We start from the raw sequence: 21340 nt of genomic DNA, 5'->3' as shown, positions 1-21340 counted from the left end.
CTCGGAGGGGGGACGCATGGTCAGGGTGATGGTGGTCGACGACCACCCCATGTGGCGCGACGCGGTCGAGCGGGATCTGCAGGCGGCCGGGCACGAGGTCGTGGCGGTGGCCGCCAACGGGCGTGAGGCGATGGCCCGGTTTCCCGCGGCGGCGCCGCAGGTGGTGGTCCTCGACCTCCAGCTGCCCGACCACAGCGGGGTGCAGGTCACCGGCATGATGCTCGAGCACGACCCCGCGGCCCGCGTGCTGATCCTCTCCGCCAGCGGTGAGCAGGCCGACGTCCTCGACGCCGTCAAGGCCGGTGCCACCGGCTACCTGGTCAAGTCGGCCTCCAGCGCCGAGCTCATCGACGCGGTGGCCCGGGTCGCCGAGGGCGACACGGTGTTCACCCCCGGACTGGCCGGGCTGGTGCTGGGGGAGTTCCGCCGCATCGCCGACGGCCCCGCCGACGACCCGCGTGACCAGCTGACCGAGCGGGAGACCGAGATCCTCAAGATGGTCGCCACCGGCATGAGCTACAAGCAGATCGCCGGGCGCCTGGTGATCTCGCACCGCACCGTGCAGAACCATGTGCACAACACCCTGCGCAAGCTGCAGATGAACAACCGGGTGCAGCTGACCCGGTGGGCCATCGAGAACGGGCTCGACGAGTCCTGATCGCGCCGCTCAGGACGGGATCGTCACCACGGCGAGCACCCGGTCGACGGGGTCGTCCCCGGTGAGCTCGACGCGCCACTGGTCCGTGCCGCCCGACACCCCGCCCGAGGTGCCGCACGGCGTGGGCCGGCGGTCGGGCGCGGCACACGCCAGCGACAGCACCTCCTGCGACCGCACCACCCGCACGTCGCGCGCCTGGGTCGCGGTGACGTCGAGCGACGTCGTGGTCGCGAGCCCGCGGCCGTCGGCCGACGAGCTCCGCTCGACCGCACCCGTGAGCCGGTAGCGCACCTGGATGCGCGTCGCCTCGGCGAAGGAGTACGACGACCCGCCCGCGGGCACGACGCGCGGCCCGGCTGCGGTGCGACCGTCGGCGACGACCTCCACGTCGGCCGCCGCGATCTGGACGGCCCCGTCGAGGTCCGGCAGCGTGAGCCCGACCTCGTCGAGCGGGAGGTCGGAGTGGATCCAGTGCGTGACCTCGAGGTCGCCGTCGGCGCGCACCTCGGTCACGGCCCGCGACTCGCCCGCCGCGGGCCAGCCGTCGATCGGCAGGGCGGCCGCCGGTGGGCGCGACGACCCGTCCACCCCGACGACCTGCCACACCCCGACGGCGCCTCCGAGGACCCCCGCGAGCGCGAGCGCCACGAGCAGGGGCGTCCGGCGGTCCGGCCGGCTCGGCCGGTCCGGGCCGGCGACCGGGACAGGAGCGGGGGGAGCGGCGGGGACAGGGGCGGGGACAAGAGCGGGGACAAGAGCGGGAGGAGGGGCGGGGACAGCGGCGCGGGCGGGTGCGGGCGCCGGTGAGGCGGGTGCGGCGGCACGGGGTCCTGCCGGGCGGGGCGCGCGCCGCGCGGAGGCCTGCTGCTCGGGTGGACGGCGCGGCGCGGGCGGCAGCACGGTGGGCAGGCGCTTCTGGAAGGGCTTCTTCGGGCTCATGTCGTCTCCGGGGGACCGATCGGCCGGGCACTCACCACGGCGAGGTTCTGGTAGCCGCCGCGGCCGGCGTCGTAGGGCGGCGCGCAGGTGACCAGCGTCAGCCGGAGATCGCCGGCCGCGGCGTAGATCCAGGCGTCGTCCGCGAGGCCGCCCTGCGGCACCAGCCGCCGCGACGTCACCTCGAAGTCCTGCCGGAGGCCGTCGGCCTCGAGCCGCACCCGCGCGCCCTCCGAGGTCGTGAGCATCTCGGCGAACGGTCCGAGTCCCTCGGTCCACGAGTCGACGTGCGCGGCGAGGAGGATCGAGCCGAACGGGTCGCCGATCCGGGAGCCGCCGCGCCACCATCCGGCGACGTCGACGTCGCCGGGGACGTCGAGGACGCCGGCGCCGGTGGTGCCCGCGGCGGTCACGGGGACGACGCGTCCGCTGGGGAGCGTGGCGCTGGCCGGTCGGCGCGGAGACACCTCCGATCGCGCCCGGCGAGCGGGGAGGACCGGCTGGGGACGGGGGTCCGCGGCCTGAGTGGTCGGCTCGTCGGCCGCCGGTGGGGTCGCGGCGGGGCCGGTCCCGGCGCACCCGGCGGCGGCGAGGAGGAGACCGGCGGAGACCAGGTTCCCCGGTGCGCTGCGGGTCATCCCGCGGGTGGTCGCGCGGAGGTGCGGGCTCGCGGGTGACGCAGGCAGGCGCGGGGGCGCCGGGCGCGCACGAGGAGCCCTGCCGCCACCAGCGCTGCCACGGCGAGGGCGGACCACGCCCCGGGTGACGGACCGGGTGGCAGAGCGGGCCACGGACCGGAGGCGGCCGGGTCGGCGGCGGAGGCCCCGAACGGTGCGACCGGGTCGTGCACCAGCCCCGCCGAGCCGGTCTCGATGCGCGAGGGGCGCACGCTCCCGTCGGGTGCCAGCCGGGCGGTGTGCGCGATGACGTTCATCGAGCCGTCGCGCGGGTTGCCGTACGCGTAGATCATCGAGAGCGTCCGGGGCTCCACCGTCACCTCGAGCGGTCCGAGGATGGGGTCGGCGTCCGTCCCGGAGGGCAGCAGCGCGACCTCGATGGACCCGGCCGGCACGTCGGCGTCGGCGAACTCGCCGTTGGCGATGTTGGTGAAGACGGTCTGCCCGTCCACCTCGACGTCGGCTGGGGCGACGGTCGCCGTGTGGGCGAGGAGGACGCGGGCCTTGCCGGGGCCGATGGGGCCGGCGGGCGCCGCGTAGGAGTGGACGACGGGGTCGCCGCCCACCTCGGCCGGCAGGTGCAGGACGACGTCGCTGGCCTCGCCGGCGCCGACGTCCAGGGTCGAGTCGACGCGCACGCCGTCGCCGCGGAAGCTGATCTCGTGGTCGCCGGACGGCAGGTCGAACGGGCCGAGCACGTCGCCGACGGCGACCCCCGCTGCGACCTCGCGCCCGTCGACGGAGACGTCGACCGAGGCACCGGGCACGGCCTGGATGACGGTGACCCGGGCGGGGACGGGCGCGGGCGCGTCGGCGCTCGCGGGCGGGCCGAGCACCACCGGCAGCCAGGCTGCCGCCACCAGCGCACGGAGTCGTCGACGCATCCCCACCACATCCCCACAGCCCGGCGTCCCGAGCGGGAGACCGTCCTCACCTGAACACCCGCCGGCCGGGCGGCTCAACCCCGAAATGGGGTATGCCCACGCGCCGCGCGGGGCCACGGGCTACGGTCGTCGCGCGCCCGGTGGCCGGGTGGGCGAGAGCGAGGAGCAGCGTGGACGACGACACCGTGGTCGGGGCCTACCTCGCGCGCCTCGGGCTGGATGCCGCGCCGCCCGCGACGCTGGCCGGGCTGCGCGAGCTCCACCGGGCCCACGTCGCCCGGATCCCCTACGACAACCTCTCCACGATGCTCGGCCGTCCCGACCCGGTCGACCCGGTCGCGGCCGCCGCGCGTGCCGCCGGCGGTCGGCGGGTCGGCTACTGCTTCCAGCAGAACGGCGCGCTCGGCTGGCTCCTGGAGCGGCTCGGGTTCGCCGTCAGTCGTCGCCACGGCCACGTCTGGTTCCGGCCCGAGGACCAGCTCGGCACCGCCCTCAACCATCTGGTCCTCGTCGTGTCCGGGCTGCCCGCCGACGACAACCCCGGTGGCCACTGGTGGGCGGACGCCGGGCTGGGGGAGGGCTTCGCCGAGCCGCTGCCCCTGGTGCGCGGCGACCACGTGGTCGACGGGTGGTCCTTCGGCATCGGAGCGGGCTACGGCGCGCAGGCGGCCGGGCGCCCGACGGGGCCGGCCGCCTGGACCTACCGGCACCTGCCCGGCGGCGTGCTGCGGGGCCTGGTCGTCACGTCCCGCGACCACTCGGCCGAGGCCGTCGAGGCGGCGCACGACACCCTGAGCCGGGGCCCGGACTCGCCCTTCCGCCGCGTCGTCGTCGCCCAGCGCATCGACGGGGCGCACCAGCGCACCGTGCGGGGACTGGTGCACCAGGTCATGACCCCGGCCGGGAAGGACCAGCGCGACCTGACGTCGTACGCCGAGTGGCGCGGCGCGCTGGTCGACGACCTGCTGCTCGCGGTCGACGACGTCTCCGACGACGAGTGGGCGTCGCTGTGGGAGCGCACCCGGGCCGCCCACCGGGCCTGGGACGAGGCGGGTCGCCCGTGAGCGCGCGGCAGTGGCGGCGGGCGACCGCGGACGACTTGGTGGCGCTGCGCGACCTCGAGCGCGTCGCGAGCCGGGTCGGGCTCGCCCACGTGTTCGGCGAGCTGCCCTACCCCGACGACGACGTGCTCGCGCGCTGGGCCCTGCTCCTCGACGACCCGGAGGTGAGCGTCGAGGTCGTCGAGGACGGGCAGGGGCTGGTCGCCCTCGCCGCCCACGACGGCTCCACGCTGCGGCACCTGGCGGTGCGGCCCGACCACTGGAGCGCCGGGCTGGGCAGGGAGGGCTTCCTCCGCGCCGAGGCCGCGGGAGCCCGGCGGCTGTGGGTCCTCGAGGCCAACGCCAGGGCGCGCCGGCTCTACGAGTCCCTCGGCTGGGCACCCAGCGGCGTCACCCAGGAGTGCCCCTGGCCGCCCCATCCGACCGAGGTGGAGTACGCGGCTCCCTAGGATCGGTGCATGCCGGACGCCGACCCGCTGCTGGAGATCGCCGACGAACTCTACGCGCTGCCGCTCGCCGACTTCACGCCCGCGCGCGACGCGCTCGTCAAGGAGCACCGGGCCGACAAGGCCCTGGCCGCCGCGATCAGGGGGCTGCGCAAGGCGTCGGTCGCGGCGTGGGTGGTCAACCTGCTCGTGCGCCGCGACCCCGACCAGGTCGACCAGGTGCTGGCCGTCGGCGAGGCCCTGCGCGACGCGCAGGACAACCTCGACGCCACCCAGCTGCGCGAGTTCACCAAGCAGCGCCGCCAGCTGACCGCGTCGGTCACCACCGCGGCGCGGCGGATGGCGCGCGAGGAGGGGGTGCGGACGACGGAGTCGGTGGCCGAGCAGGTCGAGGCCACCCTCACCGCCGCCATGCTGGAGCCCGACGCCGCGCGCGCCGTACGGAGCGGCCTGCTGGTGAGCGCGCTGTCGGCGACCGGGCTGGGCGACCTCGACCTCGGCGGCGCCGTGGCCGTGCCCGAGGCGCTCGGCTTCAGTGCGAAGGCCCGCCCGGCGCCGGGTCCCGACCCGACGCAGCGTCCGCAGCTCCACGTCGTCCCCGATCCCGACGCCGACGTCAAGGCGCGGTCGGCGGCCGACGAGCGGCTCGCCGGGGCGCGCAGCGCGCTCAAGGACCACGAGAAGGAGCACCGGGCGGCCCGCCGGTCGGTCGGGAAGCTGCAGGCGCGCACGCTCCAGGTCCAGTCCGAGATCGACGAGCTGCGCGGGCGGATCGCCACGCTCGAGGACACCCTCGAGGAGGTCGACGAGCAGCTCGCCGAGGCCGAGGCGGCGCAGGCCGAGGTCGAGGAGGCCGTCGACGAGGCCAGGTCCGAGGTCGAGGCGGCGCGCGAGGCCCGCGAGCGGCTGAAGGGCTGACGGGCTGACGGGCGCTCAGCCGAGGCTCGCCCAGCCCTTCGACCGCTCCACGGCCTCGCTCCACCTGGCGTAGGCCGCGTCGAGTGCGCCGCGGTCGCCGCCGGACTCGAAGCGGCGGTCCAGCGCCCACGTCGCGCGGAGCTCGTCGGTCGAGTCCCACACCCCGGTGCCGAGCCCGGCGAGGAAGGCGGCGCCCAGCGCCGTCGTCTCCACGATCTCCGGACGCTCCACGGCCCGGCCCACCTGGTCGGCCTGGAGCTGGCAGAGGAAGTCGTTGGCCGCCGCGCCGCCGTCGACGCGCAGCGTGGTGAGCTCGGGCAGGGTCTCCAGCACGTCGCGCACCTCGAAGGCGATCCCCTCGAGCGTGGCGCGCACGAGGTGGGCGCGCGTGGTGCCGCGGGTGATGCCGAGGATGGCGCCCCGGGCGTGCGGGTCCCAGTGCGGTGCCCCGAGCCCCGTGAGCGCGGGCACGAAGACCACGCCGTCGGAGTCGTCCACGGTGGCGGCGACGGCCGCGGTCTCGGCGGCGCTGCCGACGATCTGCAACCCGTCGCGCAGCCACTGCACCGCCGCTCCGGTGACGAAGATCGCGCCCTCCAGGGCGTAGGTCAGCCCACCGTCGGGGGAGCGCCAGGCCGCGGTCGACAGCAGGCCGGCGTCGCTGCGCACGGCCGTGCTGCCGGTGTTGGTGAGCACGAAGGAGCCGGTGCCGTAGGTGCACTTGGACTCGCCCTCGTCGAAGCAGGTCTGCCCGAAGAGCGCGGACTGCTGGTCGCCCGCGACCCCCGCGATCGGCAGGGACAGGCCGAGGAAGGTGGCCGGGTCGGTCGGTGCGATCTCGCCCCAGTTGGGCACCAGGTCGGGCAGAGCGTCGCGGGGGACGCCGAAGAGCTCGCACAGCTCGTCGGACCACTCGCCCGACTCGAGGTCGAGCAGGAGGGTGCGACAGGCGTTGGAGACGTCGGTGACGTGCCACGTGCCGCGCGTCATCCGGGCGATGAGGTAGGAGTCGACCGTGCCGACGGCGTACCTGCCGGACTGGACGAGCGCCCACGTGTGCGGCTCGTTCTCGGCCAGCCAGGTCAGCTTGGTGCCCGAGAAGTACGGGTCGAGGCGCAGGCCGGTGAGCTCGGCGACCCGGTCCTCGTGGCCCTCGGCGCGGAGCCGGTCGCAGATGTCTGCCGTGCGCCGGTCCTGCCACACGATCGCCCGCCGCGGCGAGCCGAGCGTCTCGCGGTCCCACAGCACGATCGTCTCGCGCTGGTTGGTGATGCCGATCGCCGTCAGCTCCGACTGGTCGACCTTGGTGAGCACCTCGCGGGTGGCCTCGATGGTGGCCTGCCAGATCTCCTCGGCCGAGTGCTCGACCCAGCCGGGCCGCGGGAAGTGCTGCCGGAACTCCTGGTAGCCCGTGGCCGCGATCCGGCCGTCGGGCGTGACGACGACGGCGGTGACCCCGGTGGTGCCGGCGTCGATGGCCAGGATGCTCACTGCGCGTCGCCCCGGAGGATTGCGAGCACCCGACGGTCGATCCAGGCCGGCCGCAGGCCCGGCGCGACGCGCATCTCGTAGTTCTCCGACCCGACCCACTCCCGGAAGCTGTCCTTGCCCTCCGCCTTGGCGAGCGACTCGAGCTCGATCATCAGTGCGTCGTCGACCGGCACCTGCTCCTCGGGCGTCGAGGCGGTCAGGTAGAGCTCGTTGAGCTCGACCAGACGCGTCAGCTCGGCGACGGGGTCGGCGTGGTCGTCCACCCGGAGGTCCACCGCGACGTCGTCGTGGCCGCCGTAGCCGGCGCCGTCGCGCACGACGAGCAGCGCCGCGGACTGGCGCCCGCGGCTGTCGCCGCCCGCCTCGTCGCCCGCCGCCAGCGCGGCGAGCAGGCGGCGCTCGAGCGAGCGGCCCTCGGCGCCGATCCACGCCCGCTCCATCGCCTCCACCACCTCGGGTCCGGTGAGGATGTTGCCCTGGATGGCGTAGCCGCCCCGCTCACCGCTGCGTCCGGTCGTCCCGCCCGCCCAGGCGAAGCACTCGGCTCCGGTGAAGGTCGCGGCGTTGCCGTCGGAGTCGACGATGCCGACCTGCCGGTGCTCGCGGTCCTCGTCGTCCTCCACCAGCCGGTCGAGGGCGACCTGGGCGGTCGCGCCGTCGTCGAGGTGGGCGAGGCCGAGGTACTTGTAGGAGGTGTTGGCGTCGGCCTGCGTGGCGACCGCGCCGATGCCCGCGGCGGCCGCAGGCACGGCCGAACCCACGGCCAGGAACTTGGAGGCCACCGCGACGCCCCACGACTCACCGTCGTCGGACCGAGCCACGATCGAGAATGTCATGGCCCGACCCTAGTGTGAGCACGTGCTGACCCGTCTCGGCTTCCCCCACGTCGGGGAGCACCGCAGGTTCGTGGCCGCGATCGTCGCCGACACCGTGGGCAGTGGGCTGTTCATGCCGATCACGCTGCTCTACTTCATCGCGATGACCGACCTGTCCCTCGTGCAGGTCGGGTCGGCGCTGTCGATCTCGGCGCTGCTGACGATGCCCGGGGCCTTCGTCATCGGCGCCCTCGTCGACCGGTTCGGCCCGCGCCGGATGATGCTCGCGGGCAACCTGATCCAGGCCGCCGGCATGGTGGCCTACCTGTGGGCCGACTCGCTGCTCGCCGTGGCGCTGTGGACCACCCTGCTCAACCTCGGGCGCCAGTCGTTCTGGGGGTCCTTCGGCAACGTCGTCACCGCGATCTCGGCGCCGGGGGAGCGGGAGGTGTGGTTCGGGTTCCTCCAGGCGGTGCGCAACCTCGGCTACTCCGTCGGCGGCGTGCTGGCCGGGCTGGCACTGCAGATCGGCACCGATCTCGCCTACCAGTCGGTCGTGGTGGTCAACGCGGTGACCTTCGTCCTGGCGTTCGTCCTGCTGCTCGACGTGCCCGACCACCGCGCCGCACACGCCGACGACGCACCGGTCGAGGGCTGGGGCGTGGTCCTGCGCGACGGGGCCTACCTGCGCCTGGTGGCGGGCCAGCTCGGATTCGTGGCGGGCATGATGGTGCTCAACTTCGCGCTGCCGGTCTACGTCGCCGAGACGATCGCCCTCCCGGGCTGGGTGGTCGGGGCGATCTTCACCCTCAACACCGCGATGGTCGGGCTCTGCCAGGGACTCGTCGTACGCCGCATGAACGGACAGGTCCGGGCCCGGATGATGGGCCTGGCCCAGGTCGTCTTCGTGGTCGGCTACGCACTGTTCGTCCTCGCCGGCTGGCTGCCGGTGTGGCTCGCCGTCGTGGCCATGCTGGTCGGCGCCGCCGTCTACACCAGCGGCGAGCTCGTGGGCGGGCCGGTGTTCAGCGCGACGGCCGCCGAGGCCGCCCCCGACCACCTCCGCGGCCGCTACCTCGGGCTGTTCCAGCTCAGCTGGGGCATCGGGGGAGCGGTGACCCCGATCGCGTTCACCTGGCTGCTCGCGCAGGGGCGGACCACGCTGTGGTGGGTGCTGGCGCTGGTCGCCGTGGTCAGCGCGGCCTACCTCCAGCGGCTGCCGCGCGTGCTGCCGGCCGCCGGGCGGCGGGTGACCGACCGCTCCGAGCAGGCGGAGCCGGACACGGCCTAGCCACGTGCACCGAGCTCAGGCCTGGCCGATCCCGGCGAGCAGGTCGGTGAACCACTGCTGCGAGGCGTCGAAGGGCTTGTGGCCGGCGATCCGCTCGAACTCGATGGCGCGCAGCTCGTCGCCGCGGTCCTCGTCGTGCCCGATGACGCCCGCCCGGCCCTCGAGGGCGCAGGCGACGGCCAGCTCGGCCATCTCGCGAACCAGCGCCAGGTCGGTCTCGTTGGCCGGCGCGGAGCGGGAGAAGTAGCCGGACTTCTGCACCATGGTCTTCTCCGCGCCGATGGCCTCGGAGAAGCGGTCGGCGAAGTACTGTCCCGGGTTGATGGTGTCGATCTTGACGTGGCCGAACGGGTCGCGGCCCACCGTCTCCCCGGTCGCCTCGAGATCGGCGACGATGTCGTCGATGCCGGCCCCCTCGGCGAGGAAGATGTTGACGCATCCGGTCTCGTCCATCACGGCGCGCAGCCGCTCGGCCTCGGCGGCCAGGTCGATGTGGATCTCGGGCACGTAGACCGCGTGGATCGCCCAGGTGCGGGGGTCGAGGCCGATGCCGGGCAGCCAGTCCTGCTCGGCGTGCCAGGCCATGTAGGCACGCGCGGCCGACGCGGTGAGCCAGCCGCTGGCGCGGCCCATCACCTCGTGCACGATCAGCATCCGCGGGTTGGAGCCGTGCTCGGCGAGCACGTTGCGGGCGAAGCGCCCGGTCTCCTCGGCGGCGGTCAGCGCGCCGAGGCTCTGCCGGATCGGGACGATGTCGTTGTCGATGGTCTTGGGCAGGCCGACGACCGTCAGGTGCGAGCCCCGGGCCTCGAGGTGCGCCGCCAGGTCGGCCGCCGCGGTGTTGGTGTCGTCGCCGCCGATGGTGTGCAGCACGTCGACGCCGTCGGCCTGCAGCCGCGCGGCGGCCACCTCGAGGGCGGTCTCGCCCTCGCCGATGAGCCCGCGACGGCGGCAGTCGTCGTCGTTGGTCAGCTTGACGCGGCTGTTGCCGATCGGGCTGCCGCCGAACCGGTGGAGCAGCGCGGCGCCGGCGCGCTCCTCGGGACCGACCGTGACGCTGTTGCCGGTCAGCAGCCCGTGGTAGCCGTGCCGGTAGGCGATGAGCTCGATGTCGGGGTCGGTGGCGTCGTAGGTCTCGATCAGTGCCCCCACCGCGGAGGACAGGCACGGGGCGTATCCGCCGGCCGTCAGGATCGCAACACGCTTCGGCATGGGGGGCAGCGTAGTTGGAACGTTCACATGCCCGGTAGGGAGTCCATGTGGCGTCGGGCCCACCCCTTCGGTGGTGCCGGTGCGGCTCAGCGTGCGACACGACGCCGTCCGGGATGCTGCGGTGGTTGCCACGTCCCCGCGGCAGGGCCATTGTGAGGGGAATGCCGTGCGGGGGCACGGGCCGACGATGGGAGCCTCGGATGAGCGCGACAGAAGCCGCGGAGCAGGACGTCAACGGATCGGAGACCACCGAGCTCAAGCGGGTGCTCGGCCCGAAGCTGCTGCTCCTGTTCATCGTCGGCGACATCCTCGGCGCCGGGGTGTACGCCGTGACGGGCAAGCTGGCCGGTCAGGTCGGCGGCGTCGCGTGGCTGCCGTTCCTGGTCGCCTTCGCGGTCGCGACCGTGACGGCGTTCAGCTATCTCGAGCTGGTCACCAAGTATCCGCAGGCCGCGGGCGCCGCGCTCTACACGCACAAGGCCTTCGGCATCCACTTCATCACCTTCCTGGTGGCCTTCACGGTGGTGTGCTCGGGCGTCACGAGCGCGTCGACGTCCTCCAACCTCCTGGCCGCCAACCTGCTCATCGGCTTCGGCAACGACGACCCGAGCACCGGCACCACCCTCGTGACGGCGCTCGTCTTCATGGTGGTGCTGGCCGCGATCAACCTCCGCGGCGTCGGGGAGAGCGTGAAGTTCAACGTGATCCTCACGATCGTGGAGATGACGGCCCTCGCCATCGTCATCGGCCTCGGGGTCTGGGTGATCGGCCGCGGCGAAGGCGACCTCGGACGGATCACGGTCTTCGAGAGCCCCGACGACAAGGGCCTGTTCATGGCCGTCACCATCGCCACGGCGATCGCCTTCTTCTCGATGGTGGGCTTCGAGGACTCCGTCAACATGGTGGAGGAGACCCGCGACCCGCTCCGGATCTTCCCGCGCACCATGCTCACCGGCCTGGGCATCGCCGTCGTGATCTACATGCTCGTCGCCATCTCGGTGGTGGCGGTCATCCCGTCGGGGCAGATCCTCGAGCCGACCAACGCCGAGGCGGGCATCCTGCTCGACGTCGTGAAGATCGGCGCCCCCGACCTGCCGATCGACACCGTCTTCCCGTTCCTCACCGTCTTCGCGGTCGCCAACACCGCCCTCATCAACATGCTGATGGCGAGCCGGCTCATCTACGGCATGGCGCGCCAGGACGTGCTCCCGCGCTCGCTCGGCAAGGTGCTGGCCGGTCGCCGCTCCCCGTGGACGGCGATCCTCTTCACCACGCTCCTGGCGCTCGGCCTGATCACCGTCGTCACCCTCGACTCGGAGTCCTCGGTCGTCGGGGCGCTCTCGGGCACCACGGCGCTCCTGCTGCTGGCGGTGTTCACCATCGTCAACATCGCCTGCCTGGTGCTCCGACGCGACCCCACGCCGGACGACGCGTTCCGCGCGCCGTCGTTCCTGCCCGTCGTCGGCGCCCTCTGCTGCGGCTACCTCCTCGGGCCGTGGGCGCGGCTGGAGGCCGACATGGTGCAGTACAAGATCGCCGCCGGGCTCCTCGCCATCGGCGTGGTGCTGTGGGCCCTGACCTGGATGACCAACCGCGGCGTGCGGGCCAAGAAGACCGGGTTCCGCGACATCGACCACCTCGACGAGTGAGTCGGCACCGACGACGTCCGCGGGTCCTCGCGCGGACGTCGGTCGCGACCTCTACGGTTGTCCGGGTGATGCGACGACCTCTCGGGCCCCTGCTGGCGGTGCTCGTCGCCGGTGCACTCGGCTGCTCCACGGCCACCCCGTCCGGCTCGTCGGCCAGCGCGGCGCCGGGCTCCGACTACCCCGGGCCGAGCGTGCCGCCGGCGTCCGCCGGTCGCGCCGGTGACGCCGACGCTGCGTCCGACCCCGCCCTCCGTGCCCGTGGCCCGCGGGACCGCCCGCCGGTGCCCTCGGCCCCCGACCTGGCCGGGGCCTACCGGTTCGTCTCGGCACCCGACTTCCTCAACCAGGACGTCGCCGACCTCACCGCCGGCGGTCGTCGCGAGCACGTCGTCGCCGCCACGGGCGAGGTGGCCAACTCGACCAACGAGGCCTACGAGACCGCCCTCGGCCGGGTCATCGACGAGATGGCCGACCAGGGTGCCGACGACGTCCTGGTCGCCGGCGACCTCGTCGAGGGCCGCTGGGGGCGCGACGACTCCCGGACCGGCGTGTTCGGCCCGGTCCACACCGACGCCCAGCGGCTGCGCGCGTGGCGCCGGGCGGCCGACGTCTACTACCCGGCGTGGTTCGAGCGCTTCGCCGACCGCGGTCTGACCACCTACCCGGCGGTCGGCGACCACGAGATCGGCGACGACCCCTGGCGGGCCCGGCGGGGCGACCCGTGGGTCGACTTCAAGCGCCGCCACCTCCCCGAGTTCAAGCGGATCTTCGCCCAGCACGCGCTGAGCGGGAGCGACGGACTGCCCCGGTTCGCCGACCGTCCCCCGCGCGGACCGGCGCGGCACACCGCCTACGCCGTGCGGCTCGACCGCGACGTGCTCCTGGTGAGCCTCGACGTCTTCGAGCGCCGCGGCGGCGACGTGCACGTGTCGCTCGACCCCGCCCAGCTCCGCTGGCTGGCCGGGGTGCTCCGGCGCGCCGAGCGCGACGACGTGCCGTGGGTGATGGTGCAGGCCCACACGCCGATGCCCGGTGCGGTGCGGGTGCGCAACTCCACCCACCTGGTCTACGAGAAGGGACGCTCGTCCGACCTGTGGCGCACGATGGTCGACGGGGGAGTCGACGTCTACCTCAGTGGTGAGGTGCACGACCAGACTGTCCGCCAGCGCGACGGCGTCCTCGAGGTGTCGCACGGCTCCCTGTTCTACCGCGGCGAGGCGTCCTACGTGGTGGGGCAGGCCACGGCCGAGCGGCTCGTCCTCGAGAACCGCCAGTTCCGCGGCACGGTCGGCTTCGACTCCCGGCTCTGGACCACCTCGCGCCAGGGAGCGCCGGCGCAGATCTCCTACCCCCCTCGCTCGATCGTCACCGGCACCCTGGTGGCGAGCCGCACCCGCGCGGGGGGCGTGCGCGTCGACGACGCCGAGGGCGTGCTGGTCCCGCGGGGCTGAGCCCCGCCCGGTGACGTCCGTGCCGTGGGTCACCCGTTCAGGGTTCGGTCACGGTTCGGGCAGGGAGGCGGCGTCACCGTACCCTTGTCGCGTGAGCGCCATCCCCACCCTCGAGCAGCTGCACGCGCTCGGGCCCCGCCAGCAGCCGACCTACCCCGACGCCGGGGCGGTCGACGCGGCCGTGGCCCGACTGAGGACCGCGCCGCCGCTGGTCTTCGCGGGTGAGTGCGACGACCTCACCGACAAGATCGCCGCGGTCTCCCGCGGCGAGGCGTTCCTGCTCCAGGGCGGCGACTGCGCGGAGACCTTCGCCGGCGTCACCGCCGACAACGTCCGCAACAAGCTGCGGGTGCTGCTGCAGATGGCGGTCGTGCTGACCTACGCCGCCTCGGTGCCGGTCGTGAAGCTCGGCCGGCTCGCCGGGCAGTACGCCAAGCCCCGCAGCTCCGACGAGGAGACCCGCGGCGACGTGACGCTGCCGGCCTACCGTGGCGACGCCGTCAACGGCTACGACTTCACCCCCGAGGCCCGCATCCCCGACCCGCAGCGCCTGGTCGAGGTCTACAACTCCTCGGCAGCGACGCTCAACCTGGTCCGCGCGTTCGTGACCGGTGGCTACGCCGACCTGCGCCAGGTGCACACCTGGAACACCGACTTCGTGCAGAGCTCGCCGTTCGGCCGGCGCTACGAGGCGGTGGCCGACGAGATCGAGCGGGCGCTGACCTTCATGCAGGCGATCGGCGCCGACCCCGACGAGTTCCACCGCGTCGACTTCCACTCCAGCCACGAGGCGCTGCTGCTGGAGTACGAGCAGGCCCTCACCCGCATCGACTCGCGCACCGACCTGCCCTACAACGTCTCGGCGCACTTCGTGTGGATCGGTGAGCGCACCCGCCAGCTCGACGGGCCGCACGTCGAGCTGCTCTCGAGGATCAAGAACCCCATCGGCATCAAGCTCGGTCCGACCACGACGCCCGACGACGCCCTGGCCTACGCCGCGCGGCTCAACCCGGACAACACGCCCGGCCGGCTGACGTTCATCACCCGCTTCGGCGCCGGCAGGATCCGCGAGGGCCTGCCCGCCCTGGTGGAGAAGGTCAGCGCCGAGGGCCTCAACGTCGCGTGGGTCTGCGACCCCATGCACGGCAACACCTTCGAGGCCTCCTCCGGCTACAAGACCCGTCGCTTCGACGACGTCATCGAGGAGGTGCAGGGCTTCTTCGACGTCCACCGCAGCCTCGGCACCTGGCCCGGCGGCGTCCACGTCGAGCTCACCGGCGACGACGTCACCGAGTGCGTCGGCGGCGGCGAGGAGATCGACGAGGTGGGCCTGTCCCACCGCTACGAGTCGGTCTGCGACCCGCGGCTCAACCGGGTTCAGTCCCTCGAGCTCGCGTTCCTCGTCGCGGAGATGCTCCGCAAGGCCTGACGGCTCCACGGGCGGGGCACTCGTCTCCGGGCAGTGGGGCGGAGGGGGGTAGGTTCGGCGCGTGATCGACCTGCGCTCCGACACCCTGACCCGCCCGTCCGACGCGATGCGCGCGGCGATGGCCCGCGCCGAGGTGGGCGACGACGTCTACGGAGAGGACCCGACGGTCGCGGCGCTCGAGGAGCGGGTCGCGTCCACGTTCGGGCACGAGGCGGCGATGTTCACGCCCACCGGCTCGATGGCCAACGTGCTGGCCGTGGCGAGCGTCGTGGCCCCGGGCGAGGAGGTGCTGTGCGAGTCGTCGGCCCACATCGCGCGGGCCGAGCTCGGCGCGCACGGGGCGATCACCGGCCTCACGATGCGCACCTGGACCCACCCGCGCGGACAGGTCGACCTCGCCGCGATCGAGACGATGTACGCCCCCGACATGGGCCCGTTCTTCGTGCGCACCGCGGCCGTGTCGGTGGAGAACACCCACAACTTCGCCGGCGGCACGGTGCTGCCGATCGACGACCTGCGCGCGCTGCGTGCGTGGGCGGACGAGACCGGGACGAAGGTCCACCTCGACGGCGCGCGGGTGTGGAACGCGCACGTGGCGACCGGGACGCCGCTCGCCGACTACGGGCGCATCGCCGACGTGCTCGCGGTGTGCCTGTCCAAGGGCCTCGGGGCGCCCATCGGCTCGCTTATGGTGGGCTCGGCCGACGCGATCGCGACGGCGCGGGTGCGCCGCAAGCGCATGGGCGGCGGGATGCGCCAGGTCGGCGTGCTGGCCGCGGCAGGTGCGTACGCCCTCGACCACCACGTCGAGCGCCTGGCCGAGGACCACGCGCACGCCCGCCTGCTGGGCGAGGCGCTCGGGCTCGACCCCGCGGCCGTGGACACCAACATCGTGGTCGTCGAGCGGCCCGACGCCGCGTCGTTCGTCGAGCGAGCGGCCGCGGAGGGCGTGCGCATCGCGGCCGTGGGACCGCGCGCGGTGCGGCTGGTGACCCACCTCGACATCTCGCGCGAGGACGTCGAGCGTGCGGCCGCGGTGCTCAGCCGGCTGGCCGCCCCCTGATGCCGACCTCGCTGATCGCGGTGTAGTCGCGCCCGAGGCTGCCCGGGCCGGGCGACGTCACGTCGACGAGCGTGAGGGTGAGCGTCGAGGTCTCCACCGGGGGCACGTCGCGCCACTGCATCCCCGGTCGCTCGGCCAGCACCTGCTCGACCGAAGAGCCGTCGTCGAAGCCCCACCGGACCGCGACCGTGCGCCGGTTGTTGGGATACCAGTCGACGCCCGCCACGGTCTTGGCGTAGCCGTTGATGAGCCCCACGCGGGTGACGACGGCCGGCTCGGGCAGGGTGATCGTGATGGACTGACCTGTCGCGTCGCCGGCCGTGCGCCACGCCGTGCCCGGCTTGCCGTCGCCCATCTGGTCGGCCTCGTAGGCGACGAGGTTGCCGTCGAGGTCGGTCGTCGGGGGCGCGGTGCCGGGGACCTCGAAGGTGGCACCCCGGGCGAGGTTGCGCGCCTTGGCGGGCTCCTCGCCCTCGTCGTCGCTGTCGCCTCCGCCCGCGCCGGGCGCGGAGGGGTCGGCCGTGGCGCTGCTCGTCGCCCGGTCGCCCGCGGCGTCGTCGCCGTCGGTGCCGAGGACCTGGAGGAGCAGGAAGGCCAGACCCACCAGCAGCAGGGCGCCGACGACCCACCCGATCCACGCCTTGCCCCGCACCGGCAGGTCGCTGTCGAGGTCGTCGACCTCCTCGTAGGGCAGCAGGTCCTCGCCGGGGTCCCACGCCGGCCGCTCCGGCTCGGGGCCGAATGAGCGCTCGGCCGGGTCGACGGGAGGGGTCGTCGGGGGCACCGGGGTCGGGTCCGCAGTCTGGACAGGCGGCTGGACGGGTGGCTGGACGGGCGCGGCGTCGGGACGATCGGCGACCCGGTCGGCGGTGTCGGGGTCGGCGGTGTAGGGGTCGGCAGGGTCGGGGGAGCCCGTCGAGGTGCCGCGCGCCGGCGCGGCAGGGGCCACCGCGACGTCGGGGGCGGAAGCGGCGGGCCGGGGGACGCCTGTCGGCGCGGGGGGAGTCGGCGCGGGGCGAGTCGGCGCGGGCGCGCCGATGCGGTGCCCGCAGTTGAGGCAGAACCGCCCCACCCCCAGCTCGGCGCCGCACGCCACGCACGTGTCCACGGTCCAACGATAGGCGGCCGCGCCCACCTCGGGGCCGAGTCCGGACGACCGGACCCGGCTCACACGGCGATGTGCGGCACCTCACCCTCGACGGCGCGGCGCGGGGCGAGCTCGACGGTCAGCATCGCCACCAGGACCATCCCGCCACCGAGCAGCAGGCGGGTCGTGACGTCCTCGCCGCCGAGCCACACGGCGAAGAGCGAGGCGAACACCGGCTCCATGCTCATGATGATCGCGCTGCGGGTGGGAGGCAGGTGCGCCTGGGCCCAGGTCTGGCCCAGGAGGCCGAGGGCGCCGACGACCACGGCCATGTAGACCACGGCCCACCAGTCCGCGGCGCGGTCGGGGAGCACGATCCCGTCGTGGGCCGTCGCGAGGGTGCAGACCACCGCGATGACCACGATCTGCAGGATCGTCATGCCGACCGCGTCCTGCGCGGTCGACCAGGCGCCGAGGCCGACGATGTGCAGCGCGTAGAGCACGGCCGACGCCAGCGTGATCAGCTCGCCGTAGCCGATGCTGAGGCCGTTGAGCGCCAGCACCCCCAGGCCCACGGTCGCGAGCGCCACGGCCGCCCACGTCACCGGCGGGATCCGGGTGCGCAGGATGGCGGCGGCGAGCAGTGGGGTGCACACGACGTAGAGCCCGGTGACGAAGCCGCTGATGCTGGCGGGCGTGTGCGCCAGCCCGGCCGTCTGAAGGATCTGGGCGACGCCGTAGAGCAGCCCGAGCACCACGGCGTGGCGGCGTACGACCGGGGACAGCCGCCCGAGCGCCTTGGGTGCGACCGCCAGCAGCACGAGCGCGGCGATGCCGAAGCGCACCGCGAGGAAGTCGAGGGTGGGCACCCGCTCGAGCAGGTCCTTGATCATGAAGAACGTCGAGCCCCAGCACGCCGCGAGCGCGAGGAGCGCGGCCGCCGCCAGCAGGGACGTACGACGGGTCTGCTCGGCGCTCACCCGAAAATGCTAGGCCAGCCGCACCGAGCCGCCGGCGCCGCCCTCAGGCGTGGACGACCGACGAGAGGTGGCCTCAGACGAGGAACAGGGTGATCGTCGAGCCCTTCGGGACCTTCTCGCCCGCACCGGGGTCGGAGTCGGAGACGTAGCCGAGCCCGAGGTGGATGTCGGCCTGCTCGGTCTCGACCTCGAACCCGAGTCCCTCGAGCAGCTCGGTGGCGGCCTCGACGCCCATCCGCCGCACCTGGGGCACCTCGACCAGCTCGGGGCCGAGCGAGACGACGAACGAGACGGTGTCGCCGCGGTGGAGGGTGCCGGTCGTCGGGTCCTGGGAGATGACGTCGCCCTCGGGGACGGTGTCGCTGTACTCCTCCGCGCTCACGTCGACGGCGAGCCGGCGCTTCTCCAGCGCCGAGCGGGCGTCGGCGAAGGAGCGGCCGGTCCAGTCCTTGACCTCGATCGGCTTGCGACCGCGGCTGAGGACGAGGTCGACCGGGGCGCCGGGCTTGAGGGTGGTGCCGGCCTTCGGGGCGGTGCGGATGACCTGGCCCTCGGGCACGGTCTCGCTCCAGCGCCCCTTGCTCGACCCGAACGCGAGGTTGGTCGCGGCGAGGGAGTCCTGGGCCTGGTCCTCGGTCTGCCCGGTGAGGTCGGGGACGTCGTAGCGCTCGGGGCCGAGGGACAGGACGAGGGTCACGGTGCCGCCGTCGAGGACCTTGCCGCCCGGGCCGGGGTCGGTGGCGATCACCAGTCCGGGGGCGACGTTCTCGGAGTACGCCGGCTCGCCGGTCTCGGCCGCGAGGCCGGCGTCCTCGAGCTCGGCGGTCGCGGCGGGCTCGTCGAGGCCCAGGACTCCGGGCGTCGTGGTGTAGCGCTCCCAGCCGAACCACCACGCCCCGCCCGCGACGCCCGCGACGAGCAGGACGGCCAGCAGCAGGACGACGGGTCCCTTCACGGACCGTCGGCGGGCGGTGGTGGTGACCGGCACCGGCCGGCTCGGCCCGCGCCCGGGGACCGGGCGTGCGCCGTCGCGCGGCGCGGGGTGCGCGGCGGCGCCTGTCGCCGGCGCCGCGCTCCTGGAGCTCGCAGGGCTCGCAGGGCTCATCGTGCTCATGGCCACGGTGGCGGGGTCGGCCGTCGGGCCGGGCGCGCCGGCCGGGACGGCCGCCCCGGCCGGGTGGGCCGGTCGGGACGGACCGCCGGGTGCCGCCGGGTGCCGCTCCAGTGCCGTGGTGCGATCCGGGGTGCCGTCGTCGACGAGCCCGGAGTCGCGCGGGTCGACCTCGGTGAGCAGCGCGAGCGCGCGGGCGTCGAAGGGCTCCGGTGTCGTGTCGGTGCCGACGGCGGGCTCGTCGGGCGCTGCGCTGGGACGGCGGGGGAGCAGGTCGGCGGCGAGCTCGGTGTCGGAGTCGAGGCCCTCGCGCAGTGCCTGCTCCACGCGGTGCAGGTGGTGCAGCAGGACCGTGGCGTCGGCGGGACGGTGGTCCCGGTCGCGAGACGTGGCGCGGGCCACCAGGGCGTCGACGTAGTCGGGGATGCCGGGCTGCACCAGCGACGGCATCGGGACGTCGTGGTGCACGTGCCGGTAGGCGACCTGGATGGGCGACTCACCCTCGTGGGGCTTCGTCCCGGTGAGCAGCTCGTAGAGCACGACCCCCACGGCGTAGACGTCGGCTCGGGCGTCGGCCCGGCCGTCGACGACGAGCTCCGGCGCGAGGTAGGACACGGTGCCGATCAGCACGCCCCCGGTGGCGGTGTGCTGGGTGTCGGCACTGACCGCCTTGGCCAGGCCGAAGTCGGCGACCTTCACCCCGCCGCCGTGCGCCTCGTCGGCGATGAGCACGTTCTCCGGCTTGACGTCGCGGTGGATCAGGCCGGCGCGGTGGGCGGCGGCGAGCGCCGAGACGACCGGCTCGATCAGCGCCACGGCCCGAGCGGGAGGCATCGGGGCCTCCTTGCGGATCACGTCGCGCAGCGTGTGGCCGGGCACGTACTCCATCACCAGGAAGATCGTGTCGGTGCCGTCCGAGGTGTCGTCGCCCTGGTCGTAGACGCCCACGACGTGCGGGTGGTTGAGCCGGGCCGCGGCGCGCGCCTCGCGGACGAACCGCTGCGCGAACTCCTGGTCGTCGCCGAGCCCGGGGTGCATCACCTTGACGGCGACCGTGCGGTCGAGCCGCAGGTCGGTGGCCTCGTAGACACTGGCCATGCCGCCGCGCGCCACCCGGGCGATGATGCGGTAGCGGCCGTCCAGCAGGCGTCCGACCAGGGGGTCGCCAGCAGCGCCGGGCGCTGTCGCGCGGGCGTGCTCGGGTGGCTCCACGGTCGACCTCCATCGCCGGTCGGGGAAGGGACCGGCGCGCCCATCGTACGGAAGCCGGGGCTCGGCCCACGCTCAGGCGCGGCCCCGGCGTGGCGTCAGCAGGCTCCGTGGAACGTGCTGAGCTCGAGCTGCGGGGCCTTGATCGACTTCTCGTTGGGCGCACGCATCGTCCAGTAGCGCATCCAGTCCATCTGCATCCGGGCCGGATCCATCGTCTTGCCGTCCTGCGCGCGGAGCTCGAACTTCAGCTGCCGCGGCACCGGGTCGAGCGCCTCGGCGCGGCGCTCGGTGTGGATCACGTGGGCGTCGACGAACCACGAGACGTGGTCCTCGGCGACCTCTACGGCGTAGGTGTGCCATCGGTCGTTGCGCAGGTGGCGACCGAGGAAGCCGCGGAAGGAGTTGTCGGGCAGCGTGTGCACGTAGGACTTCACGGTGTTGGTGCCGAGGGTGAAGTTCTCCAGCGCGATGTCGCGACCGCCGCAGCGCTGGTCGCGGGTGCCGGCGGGCACCAGCTCGGTGACGACCTTGAAGGGCTTGCCGCCCTTGACCTTCGACATGGTGCGCGCCCGCATGCGGATCTCCCACCGCCCGTAGGTGTTCCCCTTGAGGTCCAGCGTCGCGGACACGCTGCCGCGGGTGGTGCTCATGAGCGTGAGCATGCCGTTCTGGGTGCGGACGACGCCGCGCCCCTTCTTCTTCCAGAACCCCGGCTTCGGGCCGATGAACTCCTGCCGGAAGACACCGTGCTGGTACCAGCCGAAGGTGTTGCCGGCGTGGACCGGGCCCGGGGCACCGTCGTAGTGGTCGGCGGACGCGGGGGAGACCGCCGGGGAGAGCGTCAGGGCCAGCAGGCCCACGAGGCTCGCCGCGAGGACTGATCGGAGTGGGCGCATCCGCGACACGCTACGGACCGGTGGCCGCGGCGACAACTCCACCGGGCCCGCGACTGCCGGGCCGCGACCCCTC

19 protein-coding genes are annotated in these 21340 nt (G+C 74.0%); 9 read left to right on the top strand and 10 right to left on the bottom strand.

Annotated features, from left to right (window positions below; translation table 11 throughout):
- Positions 1 to 16 precede the first annotated feature (16 nt).
- Positions 17 to 658: a response regulator gene (locus tag AC3X7Z_RS00520; protein ID WP_186341029.1), complete on the top strand. Its 642-nt coding sequence runs from the start codon at positions 17 to 19 to the stop codon at positions 656 to 658.
- Positions 659 to 667: 9 nt separating this feature from the next.
- Here AC3X7Z_RS00520 and AC3X7Z_RS00515 read toward each other — a convergent pair whose 3' ends face one another.
- From AC3X7Z_RS00515 to AC3X7Z_RS00505, 3 genes are all read right to left on the bottom strand, one after another.
- Entirely contained in the window at positions 668 to 1306 is a 639-nt protein-coding gene (locus AC3X7Z_RS00515) for a hypothetical protein (RefSeq protein ID WP_186341030.1), read from the bottom strand.
- A 287-nt stretch (positions 1307 to 1593) separates the two neighbouring features.
- Positions 1594 to 2007, bottom strand: a complete 414-nt coding sequence (locus AC3X7Z_RS00510) for a class F sortase (RefSeq protein ID WP_489974656.1) — start codon at positions 2005 to 2007, stop codon at positions 1594 to 1596.
- 221 nt (positions 2008 to 2228) lie between these two features.
- Positions 2229 to 3155, bottom strand: a complete 927-nt coding sequence (locus AC3X7Z_RS00505; RefSeq protein WP_489974655.1) for a DUF4397 domain-containing protein — start codon at positions 3153 to 3155, stop codon at positions 2229 to 2231.
- Between the two features lie 170 nt (positions 3156 to 3325).
- Between AC3X7Z_RS00505 and AC3X7Z_RS00500 the strand changes: the two genes are divergently transcribed.
- From AC3X7Z_RS00500 to AC3X7Z_RS00490, 3 genes are read left to right on the top strand one after another with little or no spacing between them, the layout of a single operon-like run.
- Complete coding sequence (locus AC3X7Z_RS00500; RefSeq protein WP_489974654.1) at positions 3326 to 4219, top strand: arylamine N-acetyltransferase family protein; 894 nt, start codon at positions 3326 to 3328, stop codon at positions 4217 to 4219.
- Positions 4216 to 4665 carry a GNAT family N-acetyltransferase gene (locus AC3X7Z_RS00495; RefSeq protein ID WP_489974653.1) on the top strand — a complete coding sequence of 150 codons (450 nt, stop codon included), beginning with the start codon at positions 4216 to 4218 and terminating at the stop codon, positions 4663 to 4665. Before AC3X7Z_RS00500 ends, AC3X7Z_RS00495 begins: the two co-directional genes overlap by 4 nt.
- A gap of 9 nt (positions 4666 to 4674) precedes the next feature.
- Positions 4675 to 5580 carry a hypothetical protein gene (locus AC3X7Z_RS00490; RefSeq protein WP_489974652.1) on the top strand — a complete coding sequence of 302 codons (906 nt, stop codon included), beginning with the start codon at positions 4675 to 4677 and terminating at the stop codon, positions 5578 to 5580.
- 15 nt (positions 5581 to 5595) lie between these two features.
- Here the strand turns inward: AC3X7Z_RS00490 and glpK are convergent, their stop codons facing one another.
- Positions 5596 to 7071, bottom strand: a complete 1476-nt coding sequence (gene glpK, locus AC3X7Z_RS00485; protein WP_489974651.1) for a glycerol kinase GlpK — start codon at positions 7069 to 7071, stop codon at positions 5596 to 5598.
- Positions 7068 to 7907: a DUF1028 domain-containing protein gene (locus tag AC3X7Z_RS00480; protein WP_186341037.1), complete on the bottom strand. Its 840-nt coding sequence runs from the start codon at positions 7905 to 7907 to the stop codon at positions 7068 to 7070. The genes glpK and AC3X7Z_RS00480 overlap by 4 nt, the downstream gene beginning before the upstream one ends.
- Positions 7908 to 7929: 22 nt before the next feature.
- On the opposite strand from AC3X7Z_RS00480, the gene AC3X7Z_RS00475 reads away from it, so the two are divergent.
- Positions 7930 to 9177, top strand: a complete 1248-nt coding sequence (locus tag AC3X7Z_RS00475) for an MFS transporter (protein ID WP_489974650.1) — start codon at positions 7930 to 7932, stop codon at positions 9175 to 9177.
- Positions 9178 to 9192: 15 nt separating this feature from the next.
- Here the strand turns inward: AC3X7Z_RS00475 and AC3X7Z_RS00470 are convergent, their stop codons facing one another.
- A complete protein-coding gene (locus AC3X7Z_RS00470; RefSeq protein WP_489974649.1) occupies positions 9193 to 10389 on the bottom strand; it encodes a pyrophosphate--fructose-6-phosphate 1-phosphotransferase in 1197 nt (398 codons plus the stop codon).
- 200 nt (positions 10390 to 10589) lie between these two features.
- Here AC3X7Z_RS00470 and AC3X7Z_RS00465 point away from each other — a divergent pair, with 200 nt between their 5' ends.
- From AC3X7Z_RS00465 to AC3X7Z_RS00450, 4 genes are all read left to right on the top strand, one after another.
- Positions 10590 to 12038, top strand: a complete 1449-nt coding sequence (locus AC3X7Z_RS00465; RefSeq protein WP_186341039.1) for an APC family permease — start codon at positions 10590 to 10592, stop codon at positions 12036 to 12038.
- Positions 12039 to 12103: 65 nt separating this feature from the next.
- Positions 12104 to 13489: a metallophosphoesterase family protein gene (locus AC3X7Z_RS00460; RefSeq protein ID WP_489974648.1), complete on the top strand. Its 1386-nt coding sequence runs from the start codon at positions 12104 to 12106 to the stop codon at positions 13487 to 13489.
- 91 nt (positions 13490 to 13580) lie between these two features.
- Positions 13581 to 14918: a class II 3-deoxy-7-phosphoheptulonate synthase gene (locus AC3X7Z_RS00455; protein ID WP_186341041.1), complete on the top strand. Its 1338-nt coding sequence runs from the start codon at positions 13581 to 13583 to the stop codon at positions 14916 to 14918.
- A gap of 61 nt (positions 14919 to 14979) precedes the next feature.
- Positions 14980 to 15981: a threonine aldolase family protein gene (locus AC3X7Z_RS00450; protein WP_489974647.1), complete on the top strand. Its 1002-nt coding sequence runs from the start codon at positions 14980 to 14982 to the stop codon at positions 15979 to 15981.
- Here AC3X7Z_RS00450 and AC3X7Z_RS00445 read toward each other — a convergent pair.
- The 4 genes from AC3X7Z_RS00445 to AC3X7Z_RS00430 form a co-directional block, all read right to left on the bottom strand.
- Entirely contained in the window at positions 15959 to 17089 is a 1131-nt protein-coding gene (locus AC3X7Z_RS00445) for an NADase-type glycan-binding domain-containing protein (protein ID WP_489974646.1), read from the bottom strand. The two genes, AC3X7Z_RS00450 and AC3X7Z_RS00445, sit on opposite strands and share 23 nt — an antisense overlap.
- A 59-nt stretch (positions 17090 to 17148) precedes the next feature.
- Positions 17149 to 18048 (bottom strand): DMT family transporter, encoded by a 900-nt coding sequence (locus tag AC3X7Z_RS00440; RefSeq protein ID WP_241005124.1) that lies wholly within the window; start codon positions 18046 to 18048, stop codon positions 17149 to 17151.
- Positions 18049 to 18121: 73 nt separating this feature from the next.
- On the bottom strand, positions 18122 to 20371 hold the full coding sequence (locus tag AC3X7Z_RS00435; RefSeq protein ID WP_489974645.1) for a Stk1 family PASTA domain-containing Ser/Thr kinase: 2250 nt from the start codon (positions 20369 to 20371) through the stop codon (positions 18122 to 18124).
- Between the two features lie 95 nt (positions 20372 to 20466).
- On the bottom strand, positions 20467 to 21267 hold the full coding sequence (locus tag AC3X7Z_RS00430) for a glycoside hydrolase family 16 protein (protein ID WP_186341044.1): 801 nt from the start codon (positions 21265 to 21267) through the stop codon (positions 20467 to 20469).
- Positions 21268 to 21340: the final 73 nt, after the last annotated feature.

Source organism: Nocardioides sp. Z24_21, assembly GCF_058134345.1.
Note: the sequence above shows the minus strand (reverse complement) of the source record. Positions and strands in the feature narration are given on the sequence as shown.